This window comes from Marinobacter goseongensis (genome assembly GCF_023156235.1).
Lineage (GTDB): Bacteria > Pseudomonadota > Gammaproteobacteria > Pseudomonadales > Oleiphilaceae > Marinobacter > Marinobacter goseongensis.
The window spans coordinates 171674-185366 of sequence record NZ_JAKZAI010000005.1; the positions used below are offsets into that span (position 1 = coordinate 171674).

The following is a 13693-nucleotide window of genomic DNA, read 5'->3' on the forward strand; positions in this document are numbered from 1 at the left end:
GAATGTTCACCGGGTTTACGCTTCGGTCAGTCGTTCTTTTCGATGTCTTCAATGACGTAGTCACCACCGGCATTAAGGGTGTAGTCCACTTCCACCTCATCGCCCACTTGCAATCCTGAGAGGTCTGAAGTGCCACGCTGCAATTCCAGCCCAAGAACAGTGACGGTGATGTCGGTCACTGCAGTGATCCGGCCTTCCAGCTCAAAGCCATCGTCGCTGTCGTCCTCTCGCTCGACCGTGATGGCCTCGAGAAACCCGCCCTCATCGGAACGCTGGCGACCTTCGACTTCAACGAAATCGCCAACATTCAGAGTTTCAATGTCGCGGGTTCGCAGCGTGATGCGGTCGTCATCGTCATCATCGTCATCATCGTCGTCCTCAATCAGCGTGGCGTTGGTCAGAACCACGCGCACCCCACTGACAACCAGGGTCTCGCTGTCAGGTCTGGACTCGATCACGCCCTCCAGCTCGGCGTCGCCATCCCGCGGCTCGATTTCTTCCGCCATCAGCACACCGTTGCGGTATTCACCTTCCACTTTGACCAGCAAACCGTCAGCCAGGTCGCTTCCCCGCAGGCCATCGTCGAACTCGGTGCCGCCATCAACCTGCACCTGAATACCGTTGATGAAGAACGTGCGGCTGGTGGCGTTTATGTCGTAAACACTGCCGGCAATCTCCACGTCGTCGTCATCGTCGAACAGATCGTCTTCGTCGTCGATTTCCCGGGCAATCAGCAGGGTGCCTTCCGCATTCAGACTGCCCTCCGCTTCCACGGCCAGGCCGTTTTGCAGATCGCGGGCACTCAGGTCGTCATCGAAAACAGCGCTGGTGTAACTGACCGGAAACCCGTTGAGGGTGAAGGTCTGGGCCTCGGCATCCAGATTCTCCACTACGCCCGCGATTTCCACTTCATTGTCGTCATCAAAATCCACCCCGATGGTCCGAACGCCGACAAAACTGGCGCGGAATGAGCCGTCCGCCAGCGGCCAGCCACTGACCCGTACCCGGTAGGTATCCGGCGCAACACCGTTCAGTTCAACCGGGCTCAGCCCTTTGAATACGGTTTGACCATCCAGGCGAACCGTCTGGCCGGCAACGGTCAGCTCACCCACGTTTTCCACCTCATCCCAGGTGGCGGCGGTCAGCGGGCCCCGCAGGGTGTCGTCGTAGTCGATCCGTTGAGCCTCACCCTCACCACGGCCATCCCAGCTACCGCGCACCTTGAGGATCATGCCTTTCTCAAGCTGGGTTTCCCGCTCGATCCCATCGTCACTGGTCACTGAGCCGTCTGTCCGGAAGCGCGTTCCATTGACGTAGACGCTGCCAAAACCGGATACCGGCCCGACACTGGACCCGCTGGATGTACTGACGCCGTCCGACCCACCGGAACTGCCGCTTCCACCGCCACCGCAGGCAACCAGTGCACTGACGAGCGCACCACCGAGGGCAAATCTGATCGCTGTAGCCAAGGCATTGTGTTTCATCGTTCTTCTCCAGATTCGTTTTCCGCTTTTCATTTTTGGGATATTTTTCCCATATCATATTTGGGAATTTAATCCCATTTTTATAGGTTGTCCAGTTTTTGCTCATTAAGAATTTGTGAACTTTTGCCCCCCGGGCGCGTAAGCTCTCCAGACACCATGTGAAAGGAGAGACACCATGCTGGGATTTTTAAAAGGCGATCCGAAGAAGAAACTGCAGAAAGCGTATGAAGACAAGCTCGCCAAAGCGCTCCATGCGCAGCGTAACGGCGATCTGCGAAGTCATGGCACGCTTATGGAAGAAGCGGAGAAAATCTACGCGGAGATACAGGCACTGGAAAAGCAGGCGTGAGCCGGGGAGTTACCACTCCCCCATCAGTTGCCGCAGTTGCTGGTTCAGCCGGTCAACCTCGCGGCGCATCTGCTGAACCTCGTCCAGCAGATCCAGAGACATAGCCAACCCGGGCAGGTTGATATTGAGGTCGTGCTGTAACCGTTGGGCTTTGCGCAGCCGCGCGAGGGCGGCCAGATCAAATTGCCACTGGCGCTCTTCCGGTCCCTCCTCCACCGGGGCAATGATGCCGTAGCTGACAAGCTTGATAACAAACTCCGCATGGCACTCGCCCCGCTCGCAGATTTCGCGCAGGGTGAGGGTCATCTGCGGTTCATCCACGTCGACGGTCAGAATCGAATCTTTCCTGGTCATTTCCGGCTCCTCTTACCGAACCTGTACCTGAACCTAAACATGGAGCTTGCTGCGGGGATTGAAGTTCACCTCAGCCTCAGCCAGCGCCTGATAGAGCTTTTCCGCTTGCTCGGAGTGCTGTTCCGGCATCACGATCTGAAGCAACACGATCTGATCCCCCGGGTGCTTGCCCGGTAGCCCCTTGCCCTTGAGGCGAAGCCGGCGTCCGCCGGATGACCCCCTGGGCACCTTCACTTTCACCCTGGAACCCACCGTCGGCACCGTAATCTGGGCCCCCAGCGCGGCTTCCCACGGTGCAATGGGCACTGTGACCACCACATCCCGCCCCTCGACACTGAACAGCGGGTGCGGTGCCAGTTCCACTTCGATCAACAGATCGCCGGCCTCGCCCCCGCCGATACCGGGCGAGCCCTGGCCTTTCAGGCGCAGGTGCTGGCCCTCGCGCATGCCGGCAGGGATTTTCACTTTCAGGTTCTTCTGGCGCGCGACGATGCGGCCATGGTCGTCAGCCTCATGCACCCGGAACGACACCTGCTTTTCACAGCCCTGGAACACCTCTTCCAGAAACAGCGCCAGCCGGGCATGAACGTCTTCTCCCCGCATGCGATTACTCTGGCGGAAACCACGGCCGCCGCTGAAACCCTGGCCTGAATTGCCACCGCGGCCCCCGCCGAAGATTTCTTCGAAGAAGTCACTGAACTGGCGGGCATCGGCGTCGGTGTAGCCGCCCCGGCCGAAGCCGGACGCGCTCTGCCAGCCCGGTGGCGGCTCGAACGAGCCGTCGGGCCGGGCACCGTATTTCCGGAGCTCGTCATACTCTGCCCGCTTTTCCGGGTCTTTAAGTACTTCGTAGGCTTCGCCGAGGTCTTTGAATTTGGCGTCGGCATCGTCTTCCTTGCTGACGTCCGGATGGTATTTGCGGGCCAGCTTGCGATAGGCCTTTTTGATGTCCTCAGGGGAGGCAGACTCGCTCACACCAAGTACGGCGTAATAGTCTTTGAAGTCCATGGATTTCCTCATCTACGGTCATTATCAATTCCCGCATTTAGCCTTTAGTATAGGCAGCCGCCGACACTCGGCAATGAACGACCCTGGTTTTTCCTGTAACAACGGCCAACGCACACGGTGCTCCCACACTCCATGATTCAGTCCCCACTCCGACAACCCGGTGTTGCCCGGTCGCGGCTGCTGCAGCTCACGGCTTCTGCCGCTGGCATAAAGACCGACGATGCCAGCCTGCCCTGCGTCGCCGAGCGTCTGGGCCGGTTGTTCGGCCTGGGAGACACCATGAGCCTGGATTCGGCGCTGGCCTTCCGTGGTGGCACGCCCGCCGGAGTAACGCGTGCGGCGGTCGAGCAACTGGCACGGGAACTGGCCACCACCCGTCGGGCATTGGTTGAGCGGATTCAGCGCTACGGGCACGAGACGGAGGCGGACGATCCGGCGGCGTTCGAGCCCTATCTGAACGCCTGGCTTACCCTGCAACGCAAAGTCGCCGCCAGCAGCCGCCAGTTGCGGGACAAGGTCCGCAAGGCGATGAAAGATCAGAGCCCGACCCTGGCCCGGCTGGCGGAGCTGGATGCGGTGTTCGACCACACCATGGCCGGCTACACCAGCCAGTGTTTTTCGCGAATTTCAACGGTGCTGGAACAACGGTTCCAGACCCTGAAAACACCCCCTGAGCAACTCTCCGAGCACGCCCTGCATGCGGGCAACCCACCCACTGACTGGCGCCACCGTTACTGCGAGGAAGCGCAGACTCTGTTACTCGCTGAACTGGATGTTCGGCTGGAGCCGGTGCTGGGGCTGCTGGAGGCCTGCCACAACGAGGCGAGTGATTCACCATGACCAGACTTTTCTTTTTTCTCGCGTTTGCCCTCGGCCTGGCCGTGGCGGCCTGGATTGGCCACAGCTTTCTCGGTTCCGATCGGCTGGCGCTGACCGTGACCGTCATTATTGCTGCGGTGTACGGGCTGGGTTTTGCCGAGCTGACCGGATTCCGGCGCACGACACACCAGCTGGCCGAACGCCTGCGCTCCGCCCCGGATAACCGCGGGCAGATTGAGCGCTGGCTGTCCGGCTTGCCGGAACCGGTGCAGTTCGCCATACAGAAGCGCCTGGACGGCCACTCCACCGCCTTACCTAGCCCGCAGCTCACGCCCTACCTGGTGGGCCTGCTGGTTATGCTGGGTCTGCTTGGCACGTTTGCCGGCATGATCGTGACCCTCAACGGTGCCGCCTCGGCGCTCGATGGCAGTACCGAACTGAGCGCCATTCGCAGCGCCCTCGCCGCGCCCATTGCCGGTCTCAGCCTGGCTTTCGGCACGTCCATTGCCGGTGTGGCCGCTTCCGCCATGCTCGGGCTGGCCTCCACTCTCAGCCGACGCGAGCGGCTGCTGGTGTCCCGCCAGCTGGACACCACCCTGCGCCAGCAGCTGCACCATCTGTCCGCCGACTACCAGCGCCAGCAAGCGTTTCAGGCATTGGAATCCCAGGCCCGGGCGCTGCCGGACATGGCGTCGGCCATGGAAGCCATGACCGCCCGCATGGAACAGCTGGGCCAGACCCTTGAGCAATCCCTGACCCGCAACCAGCAGGAATTTCACAGCACCGTCGGAAACCACTATCAGACACTGGCGGATTCCGTGGCTCAATCCCTGGAGTCGGCTCTGGACGCCAGCACCCGCCTGGCGGCAGAGCGCGTAGAACCGATTGTGGAAAAAGCGATGACGGGCCTGAACGAAGAAGCCGGAGAACTGCACCGAAGCTGGTCTGATACCGCCGAACGGCAACTCACGGAGATCGCCGAAGCCTTCCGGACAACCACGATGGATGCGGGGGAACGCTGGCAGCAGAACCTTGCGACCCAGCAGGCGACTTCGGAACAGAACGCCCTGCGCTGGCAGGAGAATCTGGCTACGCTGATCGACGGAATCAGTGAACAGCTCACCGCACTCCGGGACCAGGAAGCGGCCAGAGGCGAGGCAGCGACTGACCGCCTGGCACGGCTGGAGAATACCGTAAGCGACCACCTGACCCAGCTGGGCACGGGCCTGGAAGCACCCATGACCCGACTGATTGAAACGGCTTCGGAAACGCCGAAAGCCGCCGCCGAGGTGATCAACCAGCTGCAACAGGAAATGGCCCGCAACAGCGAACGGGAAAACCAGTTGCTGGCGGAACGCCAACGGCTGGTTGAGGAACTGGACAGCCTGCTGGACTCTCAGCGCAGCAATGCTGACAGTCAGCGCCAGGCCGTTGACGCCCTGATCAGCGGCGCCGGTGACACCCTCACCGGGATCAGCGAACGATTCAACACCCTGATTGCGGAACAAAGCCAGCAGCTTGGCAAACTGGGCGACGACATTGCCGGCAGCAGTCAGGAAGTGGGCGCCCTCAGTGAGGCCTTCCACCAGGCAGTAGCGTTATTCAGCACCTCCAATAGCAGCCTGCAGGAAACTCTGACCAACATTCAGAAGGCGATGGACAGCGCCAGCAGCCGGCATGATGAACAACTGGCCTACTACGTGGCGCAGGCCCGCGAGGTCATCGATCTGTCTGTCAGCTCCCAGAAGGACGTTATCGATGCCGTCACCGCCCTGCGCAGGGGCCAGCCAGAGCCTGCCGGGGCCAACTGATGGAACACCTGGAAGGCGACGAACAGCAGTCCACACCGATCTGGGCGATCTTCTCTGACCTGATGGCGGCGCTGGTGGGTATCCTGGTGCTGATTCTGGTTTGGGTGATCGGCGTGCAGCTGGAGCTCAGCCAGTCTCTGGCGGAGGAGACGGAGCGCCGGGTGGCCGAGGAAGAGCGCCGCATGGCACTGGAACAGGCGTTGGAAGACCCGCTTACCAAGGGCCTGGTGACCTTCCGCGATGGCCGCATCGGTATCAGCGGTAACGTGCTGTTCGAGCTGAACTCGGATCAGTTGCAGGCGGAGGGCGTGGCCGTGCTTCAATCGCTGGTTGCGCCCCTGCAGACCTACCTGAACCAGCACGATGAGCTGCTGATGGTCAGCGGCTTTACCGACGACCTGCCCATGCACCAGGGCAATCGCTATCAGGACAACTGGGGGCTGTCGGCCCAGCGGGCATTAACGGTCACGCGTACCCTGATGGAACTGGGCCTGCCTGCAGACCGGGTCTTTGCCGCGGCCTTTGGCCCGCACCACCCGGCGGTGCCCAATGTGGATGCCGGCTCCCGCGCCCAGAACCGGCGGGTGGAGATCAGCACCGTGCCACGGGCACCGGCTATGGCCGCCGAAACCGGCAGCGGAGACGGAACCGAATGACAGACGTCACTGAGCCGGAGGCGATTGACCAACTCCTCGCTGACCTGAAGCAGGCGGGCAAAGATCAGATGGATCCGATCCGCTTCCGTTACCTGGAAGTTCTGGAGCACAGACTACGGGCAAAAGGACTGCAGGGCAGCCGCCACTGGCAGAAGCTGGCGCAGGCCGTGGCGGAGTATCAAGCGAGGTCCGAACAGCAGACTGACGCACAACAACCGGAACTGCCCGGCCAAACCGGGCAGCCCTCACCACTGCAGCGTCTGCTGGATGCTCTGAATTACTCAGCGGAAATACCTGCTACGAATGCCCCTTCACCCCTGGAGAGTCTCATCTTCGGTGAGGAGACGGGGGAGGCCTCGCAATCTATCCCAGCGAACCGACCGCCCCGCCCACTCAAAGCCATGGCCAGAGCCCAGGCGGACCGGGGCCATGAGGCCCTGCACAAGCGCATTCGCCAGGCCATTGAACAGACGCCGGAAAACGCCGGGCCAATGAACGCCCATAGGCTGGTCAGCCGTGCGATCGCCACCATGGAGACGTTGTCGCCGGAGTATCTGAACCGGTTCGTGAATTACGCGGATACGCTGTTGGCGCTGGAGCGGCTGGCAAAAAAGGGATAAAAAAAGCCTCCGGGAATCCAGAAGAATCCGGAGGCTTCTGCAGCCAGGGCGTTATCGGACCTTGGGGTCCAGCTCGCCAGCGGCATAACGCTCGAACATGCGATCAAGGTTGATCGGCTTGATCTTGCTGGCGTTGCCGGCACAGCCAAAGGCTTCGTAGCGTGCGATGCATACTTCGGTCATCGCCTTCATGGTTTCCTTGAGGAATTTCCGCGGGTCGAATTCCGCCGGATTTTCCGCCAGGAAGCGGCGAACAGCGCCGGTACTGGCCAGACGCAGGTCGGTGTCGATGTTGACCTTGCGCACGCCGTGCTTGATGCCTTCCACGATTTCTTCCACCGGCACACCGTAGGTTTCCGGAATTTCGCCACCGTACTGGTTGATGATCTTCAGCCATTCCTGCGGCACGGAACTGGAGCCGTGCATGACCAGATGGGTATCCGGGATGCGGGCGTGGATGGCTTTGATCTGGTCGATGGCCAGAATGTCACCGGTCGGCGGACGGGTAAACTTGTAGGCACCGTGGCTGGTGCCGATGGCGATGGCCAGGGCGTCCACGTGGGTTCTCTTGACGAAGTCGGCGGCTTCTTCCGGATCGGTCAGCATCTGGCTGTGGTCCAGAGTGCCTTCGGCGCCGATGCCGTCTTCCTCGCCGGCCTGGCCGGTTTCCAGGGAACCCAGGCAGCCCAGCTCACCTTCTACCGAGACACCACAAGCGTGGGCCATTTCGACGGTACGGCGGGTGACATCGACGTTGTACTCGTAGTCGGTCGGGGTTTTGCCATCTTCACCCAGGGAGCCGTCCATCATCACCGAGCTGAAGCCCAGCTGGATGGAGCGCTGGCACACCGACGGACTGGTGCCGTGGTCCTGGTGCATAACCACCGGGATATGAGGCCATTCTTCGATGGCCGCCAGGATCAGGTGGCGCAGGAACGGGGCGCCGGCGTATTTGCGGGCACCGGCGGAGGCCTGGACAATCACCGGAGAGTCGGTTTTGTCGGCGGCTTCCATGATGGCGCGCATCTGTTCCAGGTTGTTGACGTTAAAGGCTGGTACACCGTAACCATGCTCGGCGGCGTGATCCAGCATTTGCCGCATCGAAATCAGGGCCATGGGTCGTCTCCTTCAGTTGAATTTGGGAATCGTTGAATGCGTTCTGAAACTCGTTATGCGCCGCGCTCTTCCAGTACAGCTACTGCCGGCAGGGTTTTGCCTTCCACGAATTCAAGGAACGCACCACCACCGGTGGAGATGTAGGAGATTTTGTCAGCCACGCCGTACTTGTCAACGGCCGCAACGGTATCACCACCGCCGGCCAGCGAGAAAGCGTCGCTTTCGGCGATGGCTTCCGCCAGGGCCCTGGTGCCGTTGCCGAACTGATCAAACTCGAAAACGCCGACCGGGCCGTTCCAGAGGATGGTTTTGGCGTTCTTCAGCAACTCGGCGAACTGACCTGCGGTTTCCGGGCCGACGTCGAGGATCATGTCGTCGTCGCTGACGTCGGAGATGTTCTTGGTGGTGGCGGTGGCGGTTTCGGCGAATTCGCTGGCTACCACGACGTCGACCGGCAGCGGGATGTTCACGCGGGAGGCGATCTCTTTGGCGGTGTCGACCAGGTCGTGCTCGCACAGGGATTTTCCAACCGGGTGGCCCGCGGCCGCCAGGAAGGTGTTGGCGATGCCACCGCCGACGATGATCTGATCGCAGACGTTTTCCAGGGCGTTCAGTACGTCCAGTTTGGTGGAGACTTTGGAGCCGCCAACGATGGCCACTACGGGCCTGGCCGGATTATCCAGGGCTTTGCCGAGGGCATCCAGTTCCGCGGCCAGCAGCGGGCCGGCGCAGGCTTCGGGGGCAAATTTCGCAACGCCGTGGGTGGAGGCCTGGGCACGGTGGGCGGTGCCGAAGGCGTCCATCACGTAGATGTCGCAAAGCGCCGCGTACTGTTTTGCCAGGTCTTCGCTGTCTTTCTTTTCGCCTTTGTTGAAGCGGACGTTTTCGAACAGGACCACTTCGCCGTCAGCCACGTCAACGCCGCTCAGGTAGTCTTTGATCAGGCGCACTTCCTGGCCCAGCACCCGGGTGAGGTGGTCGGCGACCGGCTTCATGGAGGCCGCTTCGTCGTACACGCCTTCTTCCGGGCGGCCGAGGTGTGACATCAGCATGACTTTGGCGCCGGCGTCTTTGGCGGCTTTGATGGTCGGCAGTGACGCGCGGATACGGGCGTCACTGGAGACCTTGCCGTCTTTGACCGGCACGTTCAGGTCTTCGCGGATCAGCACTCGCTTGCCGGCGAGGTCCAGGTCGGTCATTTTTTTAATGGCCATGTCGTTCGTCCCTTCAACAAAATTTCAGATTAAGAATGTTTGGTTAACCAGCTTTTGCTGACATCGAGCATCCGGTTCGCGAAGCCCCACTCGTTATCGAACCAGCACAGCACTTTCACCATGGTCCCCCCGGTGACCCGGGTCTGGCCGCCGTCCACGATGCCGGAGTGGGCGTCGTGGTTAAAATCGGAGCTGGCCAGCAGTTCATCGGTGTAGCCAAGTATGCTTTTTAACGGGCCTTGGGCGGCCTCTTCTAGCAGTTTGTTGACCGCGGCCACGTCGGTAGCCTCGCGCACGTTGAGCACCATATCGATGGCAGAGACGTTCAAGGTGGGCACCCGCATGGCCACCGCGCTGAACTTGCCCTCCATGTGCGGCAGAAGACGCTCGATGCCCTTGGCAAGGCCGGTGTCTACCGGCACGATGTTGTGTAACGCACTGCGCGTTCGGCGCAGGTCCTGGTGGTGGTAAGCGTCGATCACAGGCTGATCGTTCATCGCCGCGTGGATGGTGGTGGTACTGCCCTGCTCCACACCGAAGGCTTCGTCCAGCACCTTGATCACCGGCACCAGGCAATTGGTGGTGCAGGAACCGGCCGCCACAATGGTGTCTTCGCCAACCAGATCCTGATCGTTGATGCCAAAGACTACGGTTCGGTCCACATCGGACTCCGCCGGCTGCGAAAACAGCAGGCGTTTCGCCCCCGACTGGATGTGTTTTTCCGCGGTGGCGCGGTCGGAATAGGCACCGGAGCACTCCATCACCAGATCCACGTCGAGCAGGCGCCAGGGCAGCTCTGCCGGGTCCGAGTGCCGCAGCACCCCGATGGCGTCGCCGTTGACCATCAAGTCCTGACCCGACACGGAAATCTCACCCTGAAAACGGCCATGGGTAGAGTCGTAACGGGTGAGATGGGCAATGGTGTCGATGTCCGACAGCTCATTGATGGCCACCACCTGCAACTGGTCGCGAAAGCCATTTTCGTAGAGCGCGCGCAACACACACTGACCGATACGGCCATACCCGTTGATCGCAATGCGAAATGGCTTGGCGTTGCTCATCAGGCGTCCAGCAGTTCCGCAGCCACTTCCAGGATGTTGTCGACGGTGAAGCCGAATTCCTTGAACAGCTCGCCGGCGGGTGCAGACTCACCAAAGGTGGTCATGCCGACAACGCGGCCGTCCAGACCCACATATTTATACCAGTAGTCGGCAATGCCGGCTTCGATGGCGATGCGGTTGGTGACTTCCAGCGGCAGCACCTGCTGCTTGTATTCGGCGCTCTGGGCGTCAAAGGTGTCGGTGGACGGCATGGACACAACACGCACCTTGTTGCCCTGCTCCCGCAGTTTGGCGGCAGTGTCTTGGGCGAGGCCCACTTCGGAACCGGTGGCAATCAGGATCAGGTCCGGGGTGCCGTCGCTGTCGGACAGAACGTATGCGCCTTTGGCAACGTCCGCCAGTTGCTGGGCATCACGCTGCTGGTGCGGCAGGCCCTGGCGGGAGAAGACCATGGCGGTAGGGCCGTCTTTACGCTCCAGCGCGGCTTTCCAGGCCACCGCGGATTCCACGGTATCGGCCGGGCGCCAGGTGCTCATGTTCGGGGTGGTGCGCAGGCTGGCCAGCTGTTCGATGGGCTGGTGCGTGGGGCCGTCTTCGCCCAGACCGATGGAGTCGTGGGTGAATACATAGATGGAGCGCTGCTTCATCAGTGCCGCCATGCGTACGGCGTTACGGCAGTATTCCATGAAGATCAGGAAGGTGGCGCCGTAAGGCACGTAGCCACCGTGCAGGGCGATGCCGTTCATGATGGCGGCCATGCCGAACTCGCGCACACCGTAATAGATGTAGTTGCCGCTGGCGTCTTCTTTGGTGACGCCTTTGGAGCCGCCCCAGATGGTGAGGTTAGAGCCGGCCAGGTCGGCGGAGCCGCCCAGCAGTTCCGGCAGCAGCGGGCCGTAGGCGTTCAGGGTGTTCTGGGAGGCCTTACGGCTGGCAACGGTTTCGCCCTTGTCCTGACACTCCTGGATGTAGGCCTGGGCCTTCTCGGAGAAATCGGCAGGCAGGTCGCCGGCCATGCGGCGCTTGAACTCGGCCGCCAGTTCCGGCTCGGCTTTCGCGTAGGCCGCAAACTTCTCATCCCATGCACTTTCAGCCGCGGCGCCTTTCTCTTCGGCGTTCCACTCGGCATAGATCTCTGAGGGCACGTCAAACGCACCGTGGGCCCAGCCCAGTTGCTCGCGGGTCAGGGCAATTTCGTCGTCACCCAGCGGGGCGCCGTGGCAATCTTCTTTACCCTGTTTGTTAGGGGAGCCGAAACCGATGATGGTCTTGCAGCAGATCATGGTGGGCTGATCGGCGTTGGCGCGGGCCGCTTCGATGGCGGCGCGCACGGCGTCAGCGTCATGGCCGTCAACGGCGGGAATCACCTGCCAGCCGTAGGCTTCAAAACGTTTGGGGGTGTCGTCAGTGAACCAGCCTTCCACTTCACCGTCGATGGAAATGCCGTTGTCGTCGTAGAAGCAGATCAGCTTGCCCAGACCCAGGGTCCCGGCCAGGGACGCCACTTCGTGGGAAATGCCTTCCATCAGGCAGCCGTCGCCGAGGAAGGTGTAGGTGTAGTGATCCACGATGTCATGGCCGGGACGGTTGAACTGTGCTGCCAGCGCTTTCTCTGCCAGCGCAAAACCGACCGAGTTGGCAAAACCCTGCCCCAGGGGACCGGTGGTGGTTTCAACGCCCGGGGTGTAACCGTACTCCGGGTGGCCCGGTGTCTTGGAGTGCAGCTGACGGAAATTCTTCAGATCGTCAATGGAAACGTCGTAGCCACTCAGATGCAGCAGGGAATACTGCAGCATGGAGCCGTGCCCGTTGGACAGCACGAAGCGGTCGCGGTTTGCCCACTGCGGGTTGGCCGGGTTGTGGCTCAGATAATCGTTCCACAGTACCTCGGCGATATCCGCCATACCCATGGGCGCACCCGGGTGGCCGGATTTGGCTTTCTGAACCGCATCCATGCTCAGCGCGCGAATGGCGTTGGCGAGATCTTTACGAGAGGGCATCGACGTTTCTCCAGTGCTTTATCGGGAAAAATAGAACTGCGCAAAAATAAGGCGCGTATTTTCGCCGATTAGTGTGTGCCGGGGCAAATCGGGTTTCCCGAAACGGGCCAACTTTCGAGACCACAAAAACTATATCAATATTTTTTGATATGGCTATTGATTGACCAGCCGAACCCTCCTAAACTTGCCCCCCATGACATCCATGAACGCACACGCCGCCGATCTGTCCTCCGTGGACGCCTTGGCCCCGATCTACAAAGCGAGCGGGGATCCGCTGCGCCTGGAGATTCTGCGCGTGCTGCGCCGTGACACCTTTGGGGTGCTGGAGCTGAGCCAATTGTTCGACATGCGCCAGTCCGGCATGAGCCACCACCTCAAGGTGATGCACAAGGCCGGGTTGCTGGAGCCCCAGCGGGAAGGCAACGCGATTTTCTACCGCCGCCCCCTGAGCCTCGACAGCGACAAACTGACGGACCAGACCATCCGGCAGATTTTCGATACCGTGGATCTGGTGTCCCTGCCCCCGCATCTGGAAGCGAAGATCGAAGCCATCCGCAACCAGCGGGCGGATCAGTCGCAGGCCTTTTTCTCGCGCCATGCCGAGCAGTTCCGCGAACAGCAGGAACTGATTGCCGCCTTTGACCTTTACGCCAAGCCGGTTGCGGATCTGCTGCGCAAACGTGCCAGAAAACACCCCTGGCGCACAGCGGTGGAAATCGGTCCCGGGGAAGGTGCGTTCCTGCCGACCCTGTCCCGACTCTGCGACCACGTGGTGGCGCTGGACAACAGCCGCGACATGCTGGCCAAGGCCACCCGCACCTGTATTGACCAGCGGCTGAACAACGTCGACCTGATCGAGGGTGTAACCGACAACCTGCTGGCACGGGGCGATGCCTTTGACCTGGTGGTAGCCAACATGGTGCTGCACCACGTGCCCAGCCCGGCCGACATATTTCTGGATGCGGCGGCGCTGATGAACAACGGCGGCTGTCTGGTCATCAGCGACCTGTGCAGCCACGACCAGGACTGGGCCAAGGAAAACTGCGGCGACCTCTGGCTGGGCTTTGAACCGGAAGAACTCACCGCCTGGGCCGCTGACGCCGGCCTCACCGCGGGCGAGCAACTATTTATAGGATTGCGCAACGGTTTCCAGATTCAGGTACGGGAATTCTGGAAGAGCGACAGTCCAGGCTGACGACCC

13 protein-coding genes are annotated in these 13693 nt (G+C 61.2%); 6 read left to right on the forward strand and 7 right to left on the reverse strand.

Features of this window, described 5'->3' with window-relative positions:
- Positions 1 to 26: 26 nt before the first annotated feature.
- Positions 27 to 1484, reverse strand: coding sequence for a DUF5666 domain-containing protein (locus tag MLC70_RS05900; protein ID WP_248182184.1), 1458 nt, complete (start codon positions 1482 to 1484; stop codon positions 27 to 29).
- Positions 1485 to 1659: 175 nt separating this feature from the next.
- On the opposite strand from MLC70_RS05900, the gene MLC70_RS05905 reads away from it, so the two are divergent.
- Complete coding sequence (locus MLC70_RS05905; RefSeq protein WP_213478078.1) at positions 1660 to 1833, forward strand: DUF6435 family protein; 174 nt, start codon at positions 1660 to 1662, stop codon at positions 1831 to 1833.
- A gap of 9 nt (positions 1834 to 1842) precedes the next feature.
- Here MLC70_RS05905 and MLC70_RS05910 read toward each other — a convergent pair whose 3' ends face one another.
- Together MLC70_RS05910 and MLC70_RS05915 are read right to left on the reverse strand one after the other, a co-directional pair.
- Complete coding sequence (locus tag MLC70_RS05910) at positions 1843 to 2187, reverse strand: chaperone modulator CbpM (protein ID WP_248182186.1); 345 nt, start codon at positions 2185 to 2187, stop codon at positions 1843 to 1845.
- Positions 2188 to 2220: 33 nt separating this feature from the next.
- Positions 2221 to 3195 carry a DnaJ C-terminal domain-containing protein gene (locus tag MLC70_RS05915; protein ID WP_248182188.1) on the reverse strand — a complete coding sequence of 325 codons (975 nt, stop codon included), beginning with the start codon at positions 3193 to 3195 and terminating at the stop codon, positions 2221 to 2223.
- 132 nt (positions 3196 to 3327) lie between these two features.
- On the opposite strand from MLC70_RS05915, the gene MLC70_RS05920 reads away from it, so the two are divergent.
- The 4 genes from MLC70_RS05920 to MLC70_RS05935 are packed head-to-tail and all read left to right on the forward strand — an operon-like array spanning position 3328 to position 7101.
- Positions 3328 to 4035, forward strand: coding sequence for a DUF3348 family protein (locus tag MLC70_RS05920; RefSeq protein ID WP_248182189.1), 708 nt, complete (start codon positions 3328 to 3330; stop codon positions 4033 to 4035).
- Positions 4032 to 5825 carry a DUF802 domain-containing protein gene (locus MLC70_RS05925; protein ID WP_248182192.1) on the forward strand — a complete coding sequence of 598 codons (1794 nt, stop codon included), beginning with the start codon at positions 4032 to 4034 and terminating at the stop codon, positions 5823 to 5825. The genes MLC70_RS05920 and MLC70_RS05925 overlap by 4 nt, the downstream gene beginning before the upstream one ends.
- Positions 5825 to 6481 carry an OmpA family protein gene (locus MLC70_RS05930; RefSeq protein ID WP_248182194.1) on the forward strand — a complete coding sequence of 219 codons (657 nt, stop codon included), beginning with the start codon at positions 5825 to 5827 and terminating at the stop codon, positions 6479 to 6481. The genes MLC70_RS05925 and MLC70_RS05930 overlap by 1 nt, the downstream gene beginning before the upstream one ends.
- Entirely contained in the window at positions 6478 to 7101 is a 624-nt protein-coding gene (locus MLC70_RS05935) for a DUF2894 domain-containing protein (RefSeq protein ID WP_248182196.1), read from the forward strand. The genes MLC70_RS05930 and MLC70_RS05935 overlap by 4 nt, the downstream gene beginning before the upstream one ends.
- 51 nt (positions 7102 to 7152) lie before the next feature.
- Here the strand turns inward: MLC70_RS05935 and fba are convergent, their stop codons facing one another.
- Genes fba through tkt form a run of 4 tightly spaced genes read right to left on the reverse strand, consistent with a single transcriptional unit; the run spans position 7153 to position 12492 of the window.
- Positions 7153 to 8217, reverse strand: coding sequence for a class II fructose-bisphosphate aldolase (gene fba / locus MLC70_RS05940; RefSeq protein ID WP_248182199.1), 1065 nt, complete (start codon positions 8215 to 8217; stop codon positions 7153 to 7155).
- Between the two features lie 53 nt (positions 8218 to 8270).
- On the reverse strand, positions 8271 to 9431 hold the full coding sequence (locus tag MLC70_RS05945; protein WP_248182201.1) for a phosphoglycerate kinase: 1161 nt from the start codon (positions 9429 to 9431) through the stop codon (positions 8271 to 8273).
- Between the two features lie 29 nt (positions 9432 to 9460).
- Positions 9461 to 10492, reverse strand: a complete 1032-nt coding sequence (gene gap / locus MLC70_RS05950; protein WP_248182204.1) for a type I glyceraldehyde-3-phosphate dehydrogenase — start codon at positions 10490 to 10492, stop codon at positions 9461 to 9463.
- Positions 10492 to 12492: a transketolase gene (gene tkt / locus MLC70_RS05955; RefSeq protein ID WP_248182206.1), complete on the reverse strand. Its 2001-nt coding sequence runs from the start codon at positions 12490 to 12492 to the stop codon at positions 10492 to 10494. Before tkt ends, gap begins: the two co-directional genes overlap by 1 nt.
- Positions 12493 to 12685: 193 nt before the next feature.
- Between tkt and MLC70_RS05960 the strand changes: the two genes are divergently transcribed.
- A complete protein-coding gene (locus MLC70_RS05960) occupies positions 12686 to 13687 on the forward strand; it encodes a metalloregulator ArsR/SmtB family transcription factor (protein ID WP_248182208.1) in 1002 nt (333 codons plus the stop codon).
- Positions 13688 to 13693 lie beyond the last annotated feature (6 nt).

Coding starts and splice junctions, on each gene's coding strand:
- MLC70_RS05900 (WP_248182184.1), bottom strand. CDS start 1,484: ATGAAACACAATGCCTTGGCTACAGCGATCAGATTTGCCCTCGGTGGT.
- MLC70_RS05905 (WP_213478078.1), top strand. CDS start 1,660: ATGCTGGGATTTTTAAAAGGCGATCCGAAGAAGAAACTGCAGAAAGCG.
- MLC70_RS05910 (WP_248182186.1), bottom strand. CDS start 2,187: ATGACCAGGAAAGATTCGATTCTGACCGTCGACGTGGATGAACCGCAG.
- MLC70_RS05915 (WP_248182188.1), bottom strand. CDS start 3,195: ATGGACTTCAAAGACTATTACGCCGTACTTGGTGTGAGCGAGTCTGCC.
- MLC70_RS05920 (WP_248182189.1), top strand. CDS start 3,328: ATGATTCAGTCCCCACTCCGACAACCCGGTGTTGCCCGGTCGCGGCTG.
- MLC70_RS05925 (WP_248182192.1), top strand. CDS start 4,032: ATGACCAGACTTTTCTTTTTTCTCGCGTTTGCCCTCGGCCTGGCCGTG.
- MLC70_RS05930 (WP_248182194.1), top strand. CDS start 5,825: ATGGAACACCTGGAAGGCGACGAACAGCAGTCCACACCGATCTGGGCG.
- MLC70_RS05935 (WP_248182196.1), top strand. CDS start 6,478: ATGACAGACGTCACTGAGCCGGAGGCGATTGACCAACTCCTCGCTGAC.
- fba (WP_248182199.1), bottom strand. CDS start 8,217: ATGGCCCTGATTTCGATGCGGCAAATGCTGGATCACGCCGCCGAGCAT.
- MLC70_RS05945 (WP_248182201.1), bottom strand. CDS start 9,431: ATGGCCATTAAAAAAATGACCGACCTGGACCTCGCCGGCAAGCGAGTG.
- gap (WP_248182204.1), bottom strand. CDS start 10,492: ATGAGCAACGCCAAGCCATTTCGCATTGCGATCAACGGGTATGGCCGT.
- tkt (WP_248182206.1), bottom strand. CDS start 12,492: ATGCCCTCTCGTAAAGATCTCGCCAACGCCATTCGCGCGCTGAGCATG.
- MLC70_RS05960 (WP_248182208.1), top strand. CDS start 12,686: ATGACATCCATGAACGCACACGCCGCCGATCTGTCCTCCGTGGACGCC.